Genomic DNA, 17,120 nt, shown 5'->3' with positions numbered 1-17,120 from the left:
GGACAACGACGGCGCGAAAGGACCAGGCATGACCGATCAACCCAAGCCCACGTCCGAACGCCACGTACCGGTCCTTCGCGACCGGTGCATCAATTTGTTGGCACCAGGATTTGAAGCGGCAAGACTGCGCGGTGAGACACCCATTGCCGTCGACGCAACCCTTGGCATGGGCGGGCACTCCGAGGCCATGCTCCAGCGGTTTCCCGACCTTCACCTCATCGGCATCGACCGGGACGAGGAAGCACTGGCACTCGCGGGGGAGCGGCTTGCGCCCTTTGCCGCCCGGACTGACCTGGTTCACGCGGTGTACGACGAAATCGAGGACGTCCTGGCCGACCTCGGCGTTGCCGAAGTGCACGGAATCCTCATGGACCTGGGTGTCTCATCCCTGCAGCTGGACGAGCGTGAGCGCGGTTTCGCCTACTCATTCGATGCGCCGCTGGACATGCGCATGGATACCAGCCGGGGCCAGACCGCCGCTGACGTGGTCAATACCTACAGCGAAGAGGACCTGGTCCGGATCATCCGCAAGTGGGGCGAGGAGAAGTTCGCCGGACGGATTGCCAACAGGATTGTGGCAGCGCGGGCGGTCAAGGAATTCACCACCACCGGCGAACTCGTCGAGCAGATCCGCTCGGTTGTTCCCGGCTCCGCCGCGAAGTCCGGTGGACATCCCGCCAAGCGGACCTTCCAGGCTTTGCGGATCGAGGTCAACGAAGAACTCGACGTCCTGGAACGGGCGGTTCCCGCCGCTGTCGAATCCCTGGCCCTCGGCGGCCGCATCGTGGTCATGTCCTACCACTCGCTGGAGGACAAGATCGTCAAAGGCGTTTTCCAGTCCCGCTCCAAGTCTTCGGCTCCCCTTGGTTTCCCGGTGGAACTGGAAGAACACAAGCCCGAACTCAAGACCCTGACCAAAGGCACTGAGGTGCCCACCGCCGTCGAAATCGCCGAAAACCCGCGCGCTGCCTCCGCCAGGCTCCGCGCGGCAGAACGTATCCGAGCCAGGAGAGCTGCATGAGCACCGCCGCCGTCAAGAACTTTCCCGTTGTTTCCGGCAGCTCGGCGCCCGACACCAGGCCGGGGGGCAAACCCGGCGGGGGACAGCGAACCCGCACACCGCTCTCCGTGGTCCGCTCGGCCCCGCGGAAGCGGCGTGCCCCTTTCGTCGTGCTGTGCTTTGCCATGCTTGCCGTAGCACTGGTGGCGGTGCTGGTCCTGAACATCTCGGTGTCCACGGCGCAGTACCAGCTGGTGGAGTTGCGGGCCAAGCAGAACACGCTGACCAAGACCAACCAGGATCTTACCCAGCAGGTGCAGAACTTCGAGGCCCCGCAGAACCTCGCGGCCAAGGCCACCGAACTGGGCATGGTGGCATCCACGGTCAAAGGCCAGATTGACCTGTCCACACTGTCGGTAACCGGAAAAGCCACCCCCGCAGTCAAGGGCGCGGCAACAGGAGCAGTGATCCCATCGCCCGCCGTAGCTGGCCAGCTCATTGTGCCGCCGGCGTCCAAGGCCACGGATTCCAAGGGTCCAGCCGCTGACAAAGCCAACACGCCCGAAGCCGCCAAGGCTGCCGCCGCGGCTCCCACCTCCGACGCAGCCCAGAGCGCTGCAGCCCAGGCCGCTGCTGCCCAGGCGGCTGCGCAGGCCGCAGCTGCAGCGGCGGCAACTCCGGCCCCCGAACTTCACGGCGGCTCTGTTCCGGCACCGCAGCAGAAGGCCCCCGGACAGTAGGCCAGCAGGCAGGTCAGGCAGCAGCGTCGAGCAGCAAGGAAATTCACGGTGGCGAAGACGACCGGCAAAGCAGGAAAAAGCAAGGTACCCAACGCCACGCGGCGGCTGCGCCTGGGACTGGGCATCATGCTCACTCTCCTGTTGGTGGTGGGCGGGAAGCTCTTCCTGGTGCAGGGGCTGGACGTGGGCGGCATGGCGGAAGCTGCACTCAACAGCCGGATGACGTCAGCCATCCTGCCGGCCGAACGGGGCAGCATCCTGGACTCGCGCGGCACGGTGCTGGCCAACAGCGTGATCCGCTACAACATCGTGGTCGACCAGCGCGTCAACACCAAAACAGACTCCTACAAGCGGCTGGAGCAAACGGACGGCCACGAAAAGCTGGTGGACGTCAGCCGCGACCAGGCCATCTCCGAACTTGCCTCTGCCCTCGGCATGGACACCAACGCTGTCAGGGATGCCGTCACCGGCCAGCAGCCGTACTACATTGTGGCCAAGGACGTGAAGCCGGACGTTGAGGACCGCATCTCCAAGCTCCAGGTTCCGGGCATCGTTGCCGAAGGCGTCAGCAAACGCGTCTACCCGAACGGTGCCGTTGCAGGGGGAGTGGTGGGGTTCCTCCAGGACGGCGCCACGGGCCTGGCCGGCATCGAACAGACGCAGGACGACCAGCTGAAGGGTACGGACGGCAAGCGCCTGTTCGAGATCGGCGCCGACGGCCTTCGCATCCCCGTGGGCCTTGACGAGTTGACCCCGCCGCAGAACGGCAAGGACGTCAAACTCACCCTCAACTCGGACCTCCAGTACTTCGCGCAGCAGGCCATCCAGAGCCAGACGGACAAACTCAGCGCCGAATGGGGCACCATCATAGTGATGGATGCCAAGACCGGTAACCTTCTTGCCTTGGCGGACACCAACGCACCGGATCCCAACAACCCGGGCCTGGTGGCGGCGAAGGACCGTGGCACGCGCTCCGTGACCGCAGCCTACGAGCCTGGCTCTGTCGAAAAGATGATCACGGCTGCCGCTGTTATCGACGAGGGCCTTGCCAGTCCGCTGGATAAGTTCACTATTCCCCCCACCTACACAGTGGATGGCCAGACGTTCAGCGATGCGTTCACGCACGGGACGGAGGAGCGGACGCTGGCGGGCATCATCGGGTATTCCATGAACACCGGAACCGTGATGGCCGGCCAGCGGCTCAGCAAGGAACAGCGCTACGACTGGCTGAAGAAGTTTGGCATTGGCGAGGCGCCGGACATCGGGCTGCCGGCGACTGCATCGGGCATCCTTTCACCCCCGGACCAGTGGGACGGGCGCCAGCAATACACCGTCCTGTTCGGGCAGGGCGTTTCCCAGTCCACGCTGCAGACGGTCCGGGCGTACCAGAGCATTGCCAACAACGGTGTCATGCTCCAGCCGCGGCTGATCGACTCGTATATTTCGCCCGATGGCAAGGAGCAGAAGGTGCCGGCCCAGCCCTCCCGCCAGGTGGTCTCGGGTGGCACTGCCCAGCAGGTCAAGGACATCCTTGAAAGCGCAGTTACCGAGGGTGAAATCAAGGACGCCGGCATCGACGGGTACCGGGTTGGGGCTAAGACCGGCACGTCCGAGTCGCCGTGCGACGACGGCAAGCCCGGGTACTGCGGCTACACCGCCTCCATCGTGGGAATGGCGCCGATGGATGATCCGCGGTTTATTGTGGAGGTGGTGCTCCAGCGGCCGAAGGGCAGCATTTACGGCATCACCAACGGTCCGGTGTTCCGGTCCGTCATGAGCCAGACGCTGCGGACCTACAACGTCCAGCCTTCAACCGGCGAGCCGGCCAGGATGCCCCAGTACGCCAAATAACTGGCGCTTCACGCCGGGAGTACCAGCAGCATCCAGCGCAACACAGTGCCCGGGGCCGAACCATGCCGGGCACGCACTAGCACCATCGGAGATCCCCTTGTCAGAGTTCACCACGCCCGGCAGCGACGCTGCCCGGGATGAAAGTCCAGGCCGTTTCCGGCCCGCAGCCGTGGCGGCCGTCCCGCTGGCCGCCGTCGGGCAAGCCCTCGGTGTAGCGGTCCCCGCCCCAGCCGCCGACGTGGAGATCACAGGCATATCCCTCAACTCCCGCACCGTGGAGCCCGGCGACCTGTACATGGCGCTGCCGGGAGCCAGCAGGCATGGCGCCGACTTTGCCACGGACGCCATCGCTGCCGGGGCGGCCGCCGTCGTGACGGACGACGCCGGCGCGCGCCTCCTTGCCCTGTCCGCGGACACGTCCGTGCCCGTGCTCGTCGTTGACAAGCCCCGTAACGTGGTGGGGCCGCTCTCTGCCATGATTTACCGGAGCCAGCCTGCAGACGGCCGGCCGCTGCAGCTTTTCGGGGTCACCGGTACCAACGGGAAGACCACCACCACCTACTTCATCACTTCGCTGCTCCGGGCGTTGGGACTGCAGCCCGGGCTGATCGGGACCATCGAGATCCTGGCAGGCGGGGAGTCGATCCCCAGCCTCCTCACCACGCCGGAGTCGCCCGAGGTCCACGGCCTCATTGCCCTCATGCGCGAACGCGGGCTCGCCGCCGCAGCCATGGAAGTGTCTTCGCATGCCATCTCGTACCAGCGGGTGGACGGACTCCTCTTCGACGTGGCGGGATTCACCAACCTCACCCAGGACCACCTGGACCTGCACAACACCATGGAGGAGTACTTCGCCACCAAGGCAGAGCTTTTCACTCCCGCCCGCGCCCGGCGGGCCGTAGTAACGGTCGATGACGAGTGGGGCCGGCAGCTCGCAGGGAGCGCCGTGGTGCCTGTCACCACCCTCAGCACCAGCGGCGTGGCCCCGGCGGACTGGACTGTTACCGCGACCTCGCCGCGGGCCCTTGGGACCGATTTCACCCTTGCGGGCCCTGAAGGCGCCGTCCTGAAGGTCCACACCGGGTTGCCCGGCAGCTTCAACGTCGCCAATGCAGCCTTGGCGACGATCATGGTGCTGGCGTCCGGCGTCGCCGCGGCTGACCTGCAGGCGGCCCTGGACAAAGCTGACCCGTTCACCGTTGCCGTGCCCGGACGCATGCAGCTCATCTCCGATCGCCCTGCGGCCGTGGTGGACTTTGCCCACAACACCGACGCCCTGGCGCGGGCCCTGGAAGCAGTGCGATCGCCGGAACCGGGCTCCCGCCTGATCGTCGTTTTCGGTGCCACCGGACAACGGGACCAAGGCAAACGCCCGGCAATGGGTGCCATCGCGGCGCGCCTCGCCGACACAGTGATCATCACCGACGACGACCCGCACGACGAGGACGCGGCAGCGATCCGTGCCGATGTGCTGGCCGGGGCCCGCGACGTCCTTGAAAGCGAGTCCCTGGGCACCGCACTGCTGGAGGTCTTCCCGCGTGACGAAGCCATTCGGCATGCTGTTGCGCTGGCACGTCCCCAGGACACCATCCTCGTCGCGGGCCGCGGCCACGAGGTATGGCAGGAAGTGAAGGGCGTCAATCTCGCCTTGGACGACAGGGTGGAACTGCGCACCGCCTTGACAGCCAGGGGATTCAACGTTCTCCACGCCGACCGGATAGAGTCCTAGACCGAGATGATTGCACTTACTGCGGCGGAAATCGCCGAAATCACCAGCGGGCGCCTGGACGCCGATCCCGGAATCATGCCCCTCTCGGTGGTGACGGATTCACGCGAAGCCATCCAGGGTTCGCTGTACGTCGCGAAGCCGGGCGAGCACGCCGACGGCCACGATTTCATTGACGCGGCTTTCGCCGCCGGCGCGGTCCTGGCACTTGTTGAGCGCCCCGTTGCCCGCACCGACGGCACCGCCTACCCATCCATCGTGGTTCCCGACGCCGTCCTGGCGATGGGAGCCCTCGCTGCTGAAGCCGTCCGCCGCATCCGTGCGGCACGCGCACAAGCCGGCAGCCAGCTGACAGTCGTGGGCATTACCGGTTCCGCCGGCAAGACCACCACCAAGGACCTGCTGGCCGGAATCCTGGCCACGGAGGGCAACACCGTGGCGCCGCAGGGCTCCTACAACGGCGAGGTGGGCGTCCCGCTCACCGTCTTCCGTGCGGGCACCGATACCCGGTACCTGGTCATCGAGATGGGGGCGACCGGCATCGGCCACATCCGCTACCTGGCTGACATGGTCAAGCCGGACATTGGGGTGGTCCTGGCAGTAGGCACGGCGCACGCCGGTGAGTTCGGGGGAGTGGAGAACATCGCGCTGGCCAAGGGCGAGATGGTTGAAGGCCTTGCCGCCTCGGGAACCGCCATCATCAACCTCGACGACGAACGCGTCGCAGCCATGCGCAGCCGAACCCCTGCCGCGGTCCTCGGCTTTTCCGCTGAAGGACGTCCGGAGGCACAGGTCCAGGCGCTCAACGCCGATACCAATGCCGGGGGCAGCCCCGAATTCGACCTCCAGCTTCCCGATGGGGTCGTTCCCCGGCATGTGAGGAGCCGGCTCATCGGCGCACACCACATGGGAAACCTGCTGGCAGCCGCCGCGGCCGCATGGGCCGCCGGAGTGCCGGGGGACCACATTGCAGATTCATTGAGCAACCAGGCCGCCGCCAGCCGCTGGCGCATGGAACGGACGGAACGCGCGGACGGCGTCACAATCATCAACGATGCCTACAACGCCAACCCGGAATCAATGCGGGCGGCCCTCCGCACCCTGGCCGATCTTGGCCGGGGACGCCGCACCTGGGCGGTGCTGGGGGCAATGCTGGAACTGGGCGAGGACACCATCCGCGAGCACACTGCCGTAGGCACCCAGGTGGTCCGCCTCAACATCTCCCGGCTGCTGGTGGTGGGCCGGGAAGCGCGTGCCCTCTACGTCTCCGCGGTGCAGGAGGGATCCTGGGGCGACGAATGCCTCTTTGCGGAGACAGTGGATGAGGCCTATGACGTGCTGGACGCAGAACTGCAGCCGGGTGACCTGGTGCTGTTCAAGTCCTCCAACAGCGTGGGGCTTCGCCATTTGGGCGATCGGATAGCATTACCCCCAGCCCCGACCCCTGCCGACGAAAGGAGCACTCTGCTGTGATTGCTCTATTGATCGGCGCAGGCCTGGCCCTGCTCTGTGCCCTGGTGGGCACTCCACTGTTCATCCGCCTGCTGGTGCGCCGCGGCTACGGCCAGTTCATCCGTGACGACGGCCCCACATCCCACCACACCAAGCGCGGAACACCCACCATGGGCGGGACCGTGGTGGTGGCCGCAGTACTGCTGAGTTACGGGCTCACCCACCTCATCATGCTGATGATGAACCCGGACTCGCCCGGGCCCTCCGCCTCAGCCCTCATCCTGCTGTTCCTCATGGTGGGCATGGGCCTGGTGGGCTTCCTGGACGATTTCATCAAGATCTCCCGGCAGCGGAGCCTGGGCCTGAACGCCAAGGCCAAGCTCATCCTCCAGGCCGCCGTCGGCATCATCTTCGCCATCCTGGCCTTGAACTTCCCCAACAACACCGGGCTGACCCCGGCGTCAACGAAGATCTCCCTGGTCCGCGACCTTCCCTGGCTGGACCTCGCCTTTGGCGGGACCGTCCTCGGCGCGGTCCTGTTCGTCATCTGGTCCAACCTGATCGTCACTGCCGCCACCAACGGCGTGAACCTTACCGACGGACTGGACGGCCTTGCTGCCGGAGCGTCCATCATGGTCTTCGGCGCCTACACGCTCATGGGGATATGGCAGAGCAACCAGGCCTGCGGTTCCCCCCGGGAAGCCGGCAGCGGCTGCTACTCCGTCAGGGACCCGCTGGACCTGGCGCTCCTCGCCGCCATCCTCAGCGCCGCACTGGTGGGCTTCCTTTGGTGGAACACTTCACCGGCCAAGATCTTCATGGGCGACACCGGATCGCTGGCCATTGGCGGAGCCGTGGCCGGGTTCGCCATCCTCTCCCGCACGGAACTGCTGCTGGGCATCGTGGGCGGCCTCTTTGTGCTGATCACCCTGTCCGTCATCATCCAGGTGGGCTACTTCAAGGCAACCGGCGGAAAACGTGTGTTCAAGATGGCACCGTTGCAGCACCACTTCGAATTGAAGGGGTGGGCCGAGGTGACCGTCGTGGTCCGGTTCTGGATCCTGGGCGGACTCTTCGTCGCCGTGGGGCTGGGCATCTTCTACGCTGAATGGGTTGTACTGCTGTGACCGTTTCCCCCCGCCTGGCAAACCTCGTCTCCTGGGACTCCGACTGGGCCGGCCTGCGTGTCGCCGTGACAGGCATCGGCGTCTCCGGTTTCGCCGCCGCGGACACCCTGATTGAGCTCGGCGCCCGCGTGGTGGTGGTGGATGCCGCCACCAGCGACACTGCACGCGCGCATGCCGACACTTTGAAAATCGTGGGTGCCGCGGACGTGCTGCTGGGCCCGGACGCGGTGACCCACCTCCCGCGGATCGACGGCGAACTGCCGGAACTGATCGTGACTTCGCCCGGATGGCGTCCGGACCAGGCGCTGCTGGCAGCAGCGGCAAGGGCGCACATCCCGGTGTGGGGCGACGTCGAACTCGCCTGGCGCGTCCGGGTCAGGGAAGGCCGGAAGACGGCGGACTGGCTGGCCATCACGGGCACCAACGGCAAGACCACCACGGTGGGCCTCACGGAGTCGATGCTGAGGGCCGCAGGCCTCAAGGCTATTGCCGTGGGCAATGTGGGCACCCCCATCCTTGACGCCCTTCGGGACCCGGTGGAGTACGACGTCTTCGCGGTGGAACTTTCCAGCTTCCAGCTGCACTGGGCGGAATCAGTCTCGCCCGTAGCCAGCGTTTGCCTCAACGTAGCCGAAGACCACGTCGACTGGCACGGCTCCTACGATTCCTACCTGGCAGACAAGGCGAAGGTCTACGAGCGGACCCAGAAAGCCTGCATCTATAACGCCGAGCAGGTGGAAACCGAACGCATGGTGGAGAACGCGGACGTCGTGGAAGGCTGCCGCGCCGTTGGCTTCACCACCCTGACGCCGGCCATCAGCATGCTCGGCGTGGTGGAAGGGCTGCTGGTGGACCGGGCGTTCACTGAAGAACGCAGGAACAGCGCAGCGGAGCTTGCCTCCATGGCCGACCTTGGACCCCTTGCCCCGCGCCACATGGTGGCCAACGCCCTTGCCGCTGCCGGCCTGGTGCGGGCATACGGCGTGGAGGCCAAGGCTGTCCGCCAAGGCATCCTCGACTACGTGCCCGGCGACCACCGCATCCAACCCGTGGCCCGCCTGGATGGTGTCCTGTGGGTCAATGACTCGAAAGCCACCAACCCCCATGCGGCGTCAGCATCCCTGGCAGCGTTCAGCAAGGTGGTCTGGATTGCCGGTGGCCTGTCAAAGGGCGTGAGCTATGACGACCTGGTGCGGGACCACGCGGCACGGCTCAAGGCCGTTGTCCTGATTGGAACGGACACTTCGCACCTCCGGCAAGCCCTCCAGCGACACGCGCCGGATGTCCCGGTGATCGAACCGGGGGCAGGTGACACTGAAGGAGTGGAGACTGCTTCGGCGCCCGTCAGCACCACTGCCGGTTCCCCCGGAAATGGAGAACAGGTGATGTCCTGGGCCGTTGCGTCAGCAGCCCGGCTCGCCGAATCCGGCGACACCGTGCTCATGGCTCCGGCAGCTGCTTCCATGGATCAGTTCTCTTCCTACGCTCACCGTGGTGGTGCTTTCATCGACGCTGTCCGCGAGCTGGTGGAAGGGCAGGCCCAAACCGGCGAGGAGTAACAATGGCCAGCACGCCCACCCGGCAGCAGGGTGGCAAGCCAAAGGGTGGCACCGTGCGCCCCGGCTCCACCGCCATCCGGCAGCCTGCCGACGCCGGCGCGAAACTGCGCACCTTGTACCGCCGGTTCTGGTCAGCGCTGGAAGGCACCGGCAAGTCCCGCAACGGCTCCACCTACTACCTCATCCTTGGTGCCACCCTGGCCTTGACGGCCATTGGAATCATGATGGTGCTCTCGGCCTCCAGCGTTGAATCGATCGCCGCCGGCAAGTCGCCTTACGGCGATGCGCTGAAGCAGGGAGTCTTCGCCGCGATCGGCATCTTCACCATGTTCGTGCTTTCGCGCATCAACGTCGTTTGGCTGAAGCGGCTCGCCTGGCCTGCCGTGGGGGTCGCCGTGCTGCTTTTGGGCCTGGTCCAGGTAGTGGGGGACGAAATCAACGGCAACCGGAACTGGATCGACTTGGGCGGAGTGACCTTCCAGCCATCCGAGGCAGCCAAACTGGCACTCGCCCTGTGGCTGGCCACGGTCCTGGCCAGGAAGGGCAAGCTGCTGAGCCAGTGGCAGCATGTGCTGGTACCGGCCGTGCCCATGGCGGCCATCGTCATCGTGCTGATCCTGGTGGGCAACGACCTGGGCACGGCCATGATCATCATGATGATCGTGGCGGCGGCCCTGTTCTTCGCGGGCGTTCCGCTCTATCTCTTTGGCATCGCAGGCCTGGTTGCCGCCGCCGGCACGGCAGCGATGGCCGTGACCAGTTCCAACCGCATGTGCCGGATCACCTCCTGGTGGACCGGCCAGTCCTGCGCCGACGGCATTGACGCCAACTACCAGGCCACCAACGGCATGTACGGCCTTGCATCGGGAGGCTGGCTGGGGGTGGGCCTGGGGCAGAGCCGGCAAAAGTACAGCTGGATCCCCGAAGCCCACAACGACTTCATCTTCGCCATCATCGGCGAGGAGCTCGGCCTGGTGGGAACCGTCGTCGTCCTGGTCCTCTTCGCCATCCTTGGCGCTGCGATCTACCGGGTTGTGGTGGCACAGGAGGACATGTTCCACCGGGTACTGGCCGGCACCATCATGGTCTGGCTGCTCGGCCAGGCCACCGTGAACATGTCCGTGGTCACTGGCCTGATGCCCGTCATCGGCGTTCCGCTGCCGTTCATTTCCTACGGCGGCTCGGCCCTGCTGATGTCACTGTGTGCGGTGGGGGTGGTCCTCTCCCTGGCCCGGGAGCAGATGGCTCCTGCCATGCGCCCCAAGCGAATGCTGAAGTTCAAGCTCCGGCCGGGGCAGGACAAGAACCAACCCAAGAATTCCAGAAAGCGTGCCTGACTCCAGATGACTCCGACACAACCTTCCATCGTCCTGGCCGGCGGCGGAACAGCCGGCCATATCAGCCCGTTGCTCGCAATCGCCGCGGCCCTCCGCAGCGAAGCCCCGGAGGCCTCAATCCTGGCCGTCGGGACGCCTTCCGGAATGGAAACCCGGCTGGTTCCCGCCGCCGGCGTCCAGCTGGCCACGATCGACCGGGTGCCGTTTCCGCGCAGGCCCTCCGCTGACCTGTTCCGTCTGCCGGCCCGGCTCGCGGGAGCAGTCCGTCAGGCCGGCGCCATCCTGGACCGGGCGCAGGCCGATGTGCTGGTGGGCGTAGGCGGCTACGTGTGCACCCCCATGTACCTGGCGGCGCGGAAGCGTGGCATTCCCCTGGTGATCCATGAGGCGAACGCCCGCCCGGGACTGGCCAACCGTGTGGGGGCCTTCCTCAAAGGACGGGTTGCCGTGGCTTTCGAGGGCACCCCGCTTCGCAACGCCGTGCACGTGGGCATGCCCATGCGCCAGGAGATCTCCCGCCTGGACCGGAAGAGTGCGCGCACCGCCGCCCGCGAGGCCCTTGGACTGGATCCCCACCAGCCCACCCTGATCGTCACCGGCGGTTCCTCCGGTGCGCAGAGCATCAACCGGACAATCGCCGCGTCCGTGGCCCTACTTGCCGACGCCGGAATCCAGACCCTCCACGTCACCGGCCGCGGAAAGACCGTCCTGGACCAGGCCGGCCAACCGCTCGCCGCGGAGGGCTACCGGCAGGTGGAGTACATCGACGGCATGGAACTTGCCTACGCGGCGGCGGACCTGCTGCTGGCGAGGTCGGGGGCAGCCACGGTATGCGAGGTTGCCGCCGTCGGCGTGCCGGCAGTCCTGGTTCCCCTTCCCATCGGAAATGGGGAGCAGGCACTGAATGCCGCGGGCCTGGTTGCGGCAGGCGGCGCAGTGCTGGTGGCCGACCGCGATTTCACCCCGGATTGGGTTGCTCGCGGGCTGGTCCCGTTGATCACCGATAAAGCCCGGCTCGCCGCCATGGAAGCGAAGTCCTACCGGCTTGGAATCCGAAACGCCGACCAGCGCATGGCTGGTCTTGTCCTGGAAGCGGTATCTGCATGAACCCCCACAACACACCCCGCCTGGAAGCCCTCGGCAAGGTGCATTTCATCGGCATTGGGGGAGTGGGCATGTCCGCCGTGGCCCGCATCATGGTGGCGCGCGGCGTCCCGGTCAGCGGCTCCGACGCCAAGGACCTGCCCGTGATGGCGGACCTTGCCGCGGCCGGTGCCCGCATCGCCGTCGGTTACGCAGCAGGCAACCTGGCTGATGCGCAGACAGTGGTTGCGGGTTCGGCGATCCGGGAGGACAACCCCGAACTGGCGGCAGCGCGGCAGGCAGGGCTGCCGGTGCTGCACCGGTCCCAGGCTCTGGCGGCCACCATGGGCGATGACACCGTGGTCACGGTGGCGGGGACACATGGCAAGTCAACCACCACGTCCATGGTCACGGTGCTGCTGCGGGCGGCGGGCCTGGATCCGTCCTTTGCGGTCGGCGCCAACATCCCCGCGCTTGGCGTCAACGCCGCGCACGGCACGTCCGGGATCTTCGTGGCCGAGGCGGACGAATCCGACGGGTCCTTCCTGAACTACCGGCCCCGCATCGCCGTCGTCACCAACGTGGAGCCCGACCACCTTGACTACTACGGCACGGCCGAAGCCGTGTACGAATCCTTTGACCGCTTCACGGCGTTGCTCCCCGCGGACGGCCTCCTGGTGGCCTGCGCGGACGACGCCGGGGCGCTGGCCCTGGCGGAGCGGACCAGGACCAGGGGCAACACCCGGGTGGTCCTGTACGGCACGAATGATGCGGCGGACGTCCGGCTGTACGACGATGGCCCCGGCCATGTTGCAGTGTCGGCAGGCGGAGCAAGGTACGGGTTGTCGCTGCAGGTTCCCGGACGCCACAATGCACTGAACGCCGCAGCCGCCTTCGCCGTGGCCCTCGAACTCGGTGTGGATGCCGCCAGCGCCGCCGCTGGCCTGGCCCATTTCGGGGGGGCATCGCGCCGCTTCGAACTGAAAGGCTCGGCGCGGGGCGTCAGGGTCTTTGACGACTATGCCCACCACCCCACGGAGGTCCGTGCCGCCCTCACCGCGGCCCGTTCCGTGGCGGGCGGCCATAAGGTCCATGTCCTGTTCCAGCCGCACCTGTTTTCCCGCACCCGTGAGTTTGCCGCGCAATTCGCGGACGCCCTCAACCTTGCCGACACAGCCCTGGTCCTGGACATCTACCCCGCCAGGGAGGATCCCATTCCAGGGGTCACCAGCCAACTCATCGCCGACCATCTGAAAGAAGGCGGACGGCTGGCAGGCGCCGCCGACGCCGTCGAAACCCTGGCAAAAGCCGCCGAGGACGGGGACGTTGTGCTCACGGTCGGCGCGGGCGACGTCACGGCCTACGGCCCGCAAATTGTGGAGGCGCTGCGTGCCTAGCTCCCGCCGTCCCACCTACGCCCCGCCCAAGCGGAACAGCCGCCCTGACACAGCGCCTGCGAAAAGCGCGGAGCCAGGGGCGCGATCGTCCGGAACGCCAGGCGCTGCCGCCGGCGGCGACGTGATCACGGCTTCCCGCAGCATCCCTGACCTGGCGCCGCAAAAGCAGGCGAACGCGGAGAAACCTTCCGGGGCAACAGTCCTGGCGTTTCCGGAGCCCAAAGGCAGGCGCCGCAGGAAGAAAGTCCTGCTCGCTGTTGGAACAGTGCTTGCGCTGGTGGTGGGGCTGCTGGCAGCAGCCATCTATTCACCGGTCCTCGCCCTGCAGACCATCTCGGTCACGGGTACCCGGTTGGCCACGCCTGCCCAGGTGCAGGCCGCGCTGGAACCCCTGCGCGGGAAGCCGCTGCCCCAGATCAGCGACGACGACGTACGGGGACTCCTCGGATCGCTGGTCCAGGTCAAATCCGTTTCCGTCGAGGCGCGGCCGCCGTCCACGCTCGCCGTGGCCGTGCATGAGCGGGTGCCGGTGGCCCTGGTCAAGCAGGGGGAGCAGTATCTGCTGGTGGACGTCGACGGCGTCCAGCTGGCAACCACCGACGATCCGGCGTCGGCGTCGCTGCCGGTCATCGACGGCGGTGCTGGCGCGATCGGGCAGGACCTGTTCCGTGCCACTGCGGCAGTGCTCGGTGCGCTGCCTGCAGACGTCCTGGCGAAGCTGTCCAACGCGTCCGCGCAGTCCGTGGACGCCGTGGAGCTCAAGCTCGTGGACGGCCAGACGATCGTGTGGGGCAACGCCTCGGAGAAGGAACTCAAGGCCAAGGTCCTGGCCGCCCTCCTCAAGGCTCCGGCGGATCCCAAGAACCCGGTCAGGGTCTACGATGTCAGTGTGCCCCGGCACCCCGTGACGCGCTGAGCGCTTTCTTTCCCGGTATTAATCCGACACGCGGACCCGGTTATTGAATGTGTCCGTCAGAGGAAATACCGTCACAGACAAGAGTTACTTGACATAACTATAACCTTCAACTCGAAGGTTAAGCTTTCAGGCTTCAAGCTCTCCACCAGTTTTCGCAATAAGACACGAACAAGGGACACGTAACGTGGCAGCTCCGCAGAATTACTTGGCCGTCATCAAAGTCGTCGGCATCGGCGGCGGTGGCGTGAACGCAGTCAACCGCATGATCGAGGTCGGCCTCAGGGGCGTTGAATTCATCGCCATCAACACAGATGCCCAGGCCCTGCTGATGAGCGACGCCGACGTGAAGCTCGACGTCGGACGCGAGCTGACCCGTGGCCTGGGTGCCGGCGCCAACCCCGAGGTGGGCAAGCAGGCTGCCGAGGACCACGCGGACGAGATTGAGGAAGTCCTCCGTGGCGCGGACATGGTCTTCGTCACCGCCGGTGAAGGCGGCGGCACGGGCACCGGCGGCGCGCCCGTCGTCGCCCGGATCGCACGCTCGCTCGGTGCCCTGACCATTGGCGTGGTCACCCGCCCCTTCACCTTCGAAGGCCGCCGCCGTGCCGGTTCCGCCGAGGCCGGCATCGACGCATTGCGCGACGAAGTTGACACCCTGATCGTGATCCCCAACGACCGCCTGCTGTCCATCAGCGACCGGAATGTGTCCGTCCTTGACGCGTTCCGCTCCGCGGACCAGGTCCTGCTGTCCGGCGTCCAGGGCATCACCGACCTCATCACCACCCCGGGCCTGATCAACCTGGACTTCGCCGACGTGAAGTCAGTCATGCAGGGTGCAGGTTCAGCCCTCATGGGCATCGGTTCGGCCCGCGGTGAAGACCGCGCCGTCAAGGCCGCCGAGCTGGCCATTGCCTCGCCGTTGCTGGAGGCGTCCATCGATGGCGCCCACGGCGTACTGCTGTCCATCCAGGGCGGCTCGGACCTCGGCCTGTTCGAGATCAACGAGGCTGCACGGCTGGTCCAGGAAGTTGCCCACCCCGAGGCGAACATCATCTTCGGTGCCGTCATTGACGACGCCCTCGGCGATGAAGCGCGTGTCACTGTCATCGCGGCCGGCTTCGACGACGTCAAGGCAACCTCGCCCTCCATGGACCAGTCCCAGCCGCAGACCGCCCCGCAGCGGCCCGCCGCCCCTGCCGCTGCGCCAGCCTCGGCGCACACCCAGAACGGCAACCACCAGCAGAACGTCCAGCCGATTCACGCCGGTGTCGGTGCTGCCGGGCTCAGCAACTGGGGACAGCAGCGTCCGCAGGCCGTTCCGGCTGACTCCGGTTTCGACGTCGACCTCCCTTCCGTGGTGGAGCCGGACCTCACCGGCACCCACCCGGATGACCTGGATGTTCCCGACTTCCTGAAGTAGGCGGCGGCTTGTTCCATTGGCGCGCCGACATCCTTCCCGGGGTGTCGGCCGCATTCACCGATGCGGGTGCGGGAAACCTGGCCCTGCACGTTGGAGACGATCCCGCCGCGGTCCAGGAGCGCCGGTTCCGCCTTGAAGAGTCCATCGCCGCGGCGCCCGGTTCCCTGCGCTTCATGAATCAGGTCCACGGCAACACCGTGGCCGTGATGAGCACCGGCTCACCTGCCCCGGAAGCAGATGCCATGGTGTCCCGTGGCCTGCCGCTGGCGGTCATGGTGGCGGACTGCATTCCGGTGCTGCTGGCGGGGGAGTCCGGCAACGGGCCGGTCCTGGCGGCCGTGCATGCCGGCCGCCCCGGTATCGCAAACAATGTCCTCCCGGCTGCCGTGGAGAGCATGAAGTCCCTCGGCGCCTCCGGGATCCGTGCCTGGCTGGGCCCGTCGATCTGCGGAGCCTGCTACGAAGTCCCCGCCGCCATGCGCGACGAGGTGTCGGCACTGGTCCCGGCGACGCGGAGCGTCACGAGTTGGGGAACGCCCGCCCTGGACCTACCCGCCGGCGCCCGGGCGCAGCTGGAGGCTGCAGGGGTGCGGGTGGAACACTCCGGTCCCTGCACCTTTGAGACGGAAACGCTCTATTCGTACCGCCGGGACCGGAATACGGGCCGCTTCGCCGGGCTGGTCTGGTGCCATGACTGAACGGACCGATGGCGGGGAGGGGCAGCGAAATGATCCCCGCAGCGCAGAACTCGCCGAACGGCTGGCGGCGGTGCGGAAGCGCATTGCCGCCGCGGCCGAAAGCGCCGGCCGCGGTGATCGACTGCCCTCGCTGATCGTGGTCACCAAGTTCCACGCGGCAGAGGACATCAGGCGCCTGGCCGCCCTCGGCATTACCGATGTAGGCGAGAACCGGGATCAAGAGGCTGCCGCCAAGGCGCTGGAGCTGGCGGATCTCGCCCTGACCTGGCACTTTGTTGGCCAGCTGCAGACAAAGAAGGCCAAGTCCGTAGCCCGCTACGCCGCCGCCGTCCATTCCGTGGACAGGCCGCAGCTTGTCGATGCCCTGGCAAAGGCGGCACGGAACGGCATGGACGCCACCGGCCGGGCGCCGCTGGACTGCTTCATCCAGGTCAGCCTTGAGGACGACGGTGGCACGCACCGTGGCGGGGCAGCCCCCGCCGACGTGCCCCTCCTGGCAGAGCGGATCGCCGCCGCCGATGGCCTGAACCTTGCCGGCGTCATGGCCGTTGCGCCGCTGGGAGCGCCGCCTGGGCCGGCGTTCGAAAAGCTGGCCGGGGTTTCCGCCCGGCTGGTGGCAGATTACCCCGGCGCCTCGGGCATCTCGGCGGGCATGAGCCAGGACCTGGAGGCCGCCATCATGTTCGGGGCGACACACCTGCGAATCGGTTCCGATATTCTCGGTTCCCGTCCTGCCGTGGGGTAGCGTCGGACCTATTGGAAGTGATGGGCGGGGGACTCCAGTGCTGTCAAATCATTGGGCGGCCCGCTTACG

Annotated in this window: 14 protein-coding genes; all 14 read left to right on the top strand. The window is 66.8% G+C overall.

Annotation, left to right across the window (positions count from 1 at the left end):
* Positions 1-28: 28 nt before the first annotated feature.
* The 14 genes from rsmH (at position 29) to J7I84_RS11280 (ending at position 17,051) form a co-directional block, all read left to right on the top strand.
* The gene (gene rsmH, locus J7I84_RS11345; RefSeq protein WP_214944547.1) at positions 29-1,021 is read left to right on the top strand and encodes a 16S rRNA (cytosine(1402)-N(4))-methyltransferase RsmH; all 993 of its coding nucleotides are present in this window, start codon (positions 29-31) and stop codon (positions 1,019-1,021) included.
* Complete coding sequence (locus tag J7I84_RS11340; RefSeq protein WP_214944545.1) at positions 1,018-1,740, top strand: hypothetical protein; 723 nt, start codon at positions 1,018-1,020, stop codon at positions 1,738-1,740. The genes rsmH and J7I84_RS11340 overlap by 4 nt, the downstream gene beginning before the upstream one ends.
* A 48-nt stretch (positions 1,741-1,788) precedes the next feature.
* Positions 1,789-3,591: a penicillin-binding protein 2 gene (locus tag J7I84_RS11335; protein WP_214944543.1), complete on the top strand. Its 1,803-nt coding sequence runs from the start codon at positions 1,789-1,791 to the stop codon at positions 3,589-3,591.
* 97 nt (positions 3,592-3,688) lie between these two features.
* The gene (locus tag J7I84_RS11330; RefSeq protein WP_214944541.1) at positions 3,689-5,320 is read left to right on the top strand and encodes a UDP-N-acetylmuramoyl-L-alanyl-D-glutamate--2,6-diaminopimelate ligase; all 1,632 of its coding nucleotides are present in this window, start codon (positions 3,689-3,691) and stop codon (positions 5,318-5,320) included.
* Positions 5,321-5,326: 6 nt separating this feature from the next.
* Positions 5,327-6,790 (top strand): UDP-N-acetylmuramoyl-tripeptide--D-alanyl-D-alanine ligase, encoded by a 1,464-nt coding sequence (gene murF / locus J7I84_RS11325; protein WP_214944539.1) that lies wholly within the window; start codon positions 5,327-5,329, stop codon positions 6,788-6,790.
* Complete coding sequence (gene mraY, locus J7I84_RS11320; RefSeq protein ID WP_214944537.1) at positions 6,787-7,896, top strand: phospho-N-acetylmuramoyl-pentapeptide-transferase; 1,110 nt, start codon at positions 6,787-6,789, stop codon at positions 7,894-7,896. Before murF ends, mraY begins: the two co-directional genes overlap by 4 nt.
* Entirely contained in the window at positions 7,878-9,455 is a 1,578-nt protein-coding gene (murD, locus tag J7I84_RS11315) for a UDP-N-acetylmuramoyl-L-alanine--D-glutamate ligase (protein ID WP_214944535.1), read from the top strand. Before mraY ends, murD begins: the two co-directional genes overlap by 19 nt.
* A gap of 2 nt (positions 9,456-9,457) precedes the next feature.
* On the top strand, positions 9,458-10,792 hold the full coding sequence (gene ftsW, locus J7I84_RS11310) for a putative lipid II flippase FtsW (protein ID WP_214944533.1): 1,335 nt from the start codon (positions 9,458-9,460) through the stop codon (positions 10,790-10,792).
* 6 nt (positions 10,793-10,798) lie between these two features.
* Complete coding sequence (gene murG / locus J7I84_RS11305) at positions 10,799-11,899, top strand: undecaprenyldiphospho-muramoylpentapeptide beta-N-acetylglucosaminyltransferase (protein ID WP_214944532.1); 1,101 nt, start codon at positions 10,799-10,801, stop codon at positions 11,897-11,899.
* Positions 11,896-13,272, top strand: coding sequence for a UDP-N-acetylmuramate--L-alanine ligase (murC, locus tag J7I84_RS11300; RefSeq protein WP_214944530.1), 1,377 nt, complete (start codon positions 11,896-11,898; stop codon positions 13,270-13,272). Before murG ends, murC begins: the two co-directional genes overlap by 4 nt.
* On the top strand, positions 13,265-14,188 hold the full coding sequence (locus tag J7I84_RS11295) for an FtsQ-type POTRA domain-containing protein (RefSeq protein WP_311381129.1): 924 nt from the start codon (positions 13,265-13,267) through the stop codon (positions 14,186-14,188). The genes murC and J7I84_RS11295 overlap by 8 nt, the downstream gene beginning before the upstream one ends.
* A 184-nt stretch (positions 14,189-14,372) precedes the next feature.
* Positions 14,373-15,608, top strand: coding sequence for a cell division protein FtsZ (gene ftsZ / locus J7I84_RS11290; protein ID WP_214944528.1), 1,236 nt, complete (start codon positions 14,373-14,375; stop codon positions 15,606-15,608).
* Between the two features lie 8 nt (positions 15,609-15,616).
* Positions 15,617-16,306, top strand: a complete 690-nt coding sequence (locus J7I84_RS11285) for a polyphenol oxidase family protein (protein WP_214944526.1) — start codon at positions 15,617-15,619, stop codon at positions 16,304-16,306.
* On the top strand, positions 16,299-17,051 hold the full coding sequence (locus tag J7I84_RS11280) for a YggS family pyridoxal phosphate-dependent enzyme (RefSeq protein WP_214944524.1): 753 nt from the start codon (positions 16,299-16,301) through the stop codon (positions 17,049-17,051). Before J7I84_RS11285 ends, J7I84_RS11280 begins: the two co-directional genes overlap by 8 nt.
* The last annotated feature ends 69 nt before the right edge of the window (positions 17,052-17,120 follow it).

It is taken from the genome of Arthrobacter sp. ISL-85, from assembly GCF_018613675.1.
Classification (GTDB): Bacteria; Actinomycetota; Actinomycetes; order Actinomycetales; family Micrococcaceae; genus Arthrobacter.
Note: the sequence above shows the minus strand (reverse complement) of the source record. Positions and strands in the feature narration are given on the sequence as shown.

Coding starts and splice junctions, on each gene's coding strand:
- rsmH (WP_214944547.1), top strand. CDS start 29: ATGACCGATCAACCCAAGCCCACGTCCGAACGCCACGTACCGGTCCTT.
- J7I84_RS11340 (WP_214944545.1), top strand. CDS start 1,018: ATGAGCACCGCCGCCGTCAAGAACTTTCCCGTTGTTTCCGGCAGCTCG.
- murF (WP_214944539.1), top strand. CDS start 5,327: ATGATTGCACTTACTGCGGCGGAAATCGCCGAAATCACCAGCGGGCGC.
- murD (WP_214944535.1), top strand. CDS start 7,878: ATGGGTTGTACTGCTGTGACCGTTTCCCCCCGCCTGGCAAACCTCGTC.
- ftsW (WP_214944533.1), top strand. CDS start 9,458: ATGGCCAGCACGCCCACCCGGCAGCAGGGTGGCAAGCCAAAGGGTGGC.
- murG (WP_214944532.1), top strand. CDS start 10,799: ATGACTCCGACACAACCTTCCATCGTCCTGGCCGGCGGCGGAACAGCC.
- murC (WP_214944530.1), top strand. CDS start 11,896: ATGAACCCCCACAACACACCCCGCCTGGAAGCCCTCGGCAAGGTGCAT.
- J7I84_RS11280 (WP_214944524.1), top strand. CDS start 16,299: ATGACTGAACGGACCGATGGCGGGGAGGGGCAGCGAAATGATCCCCGC.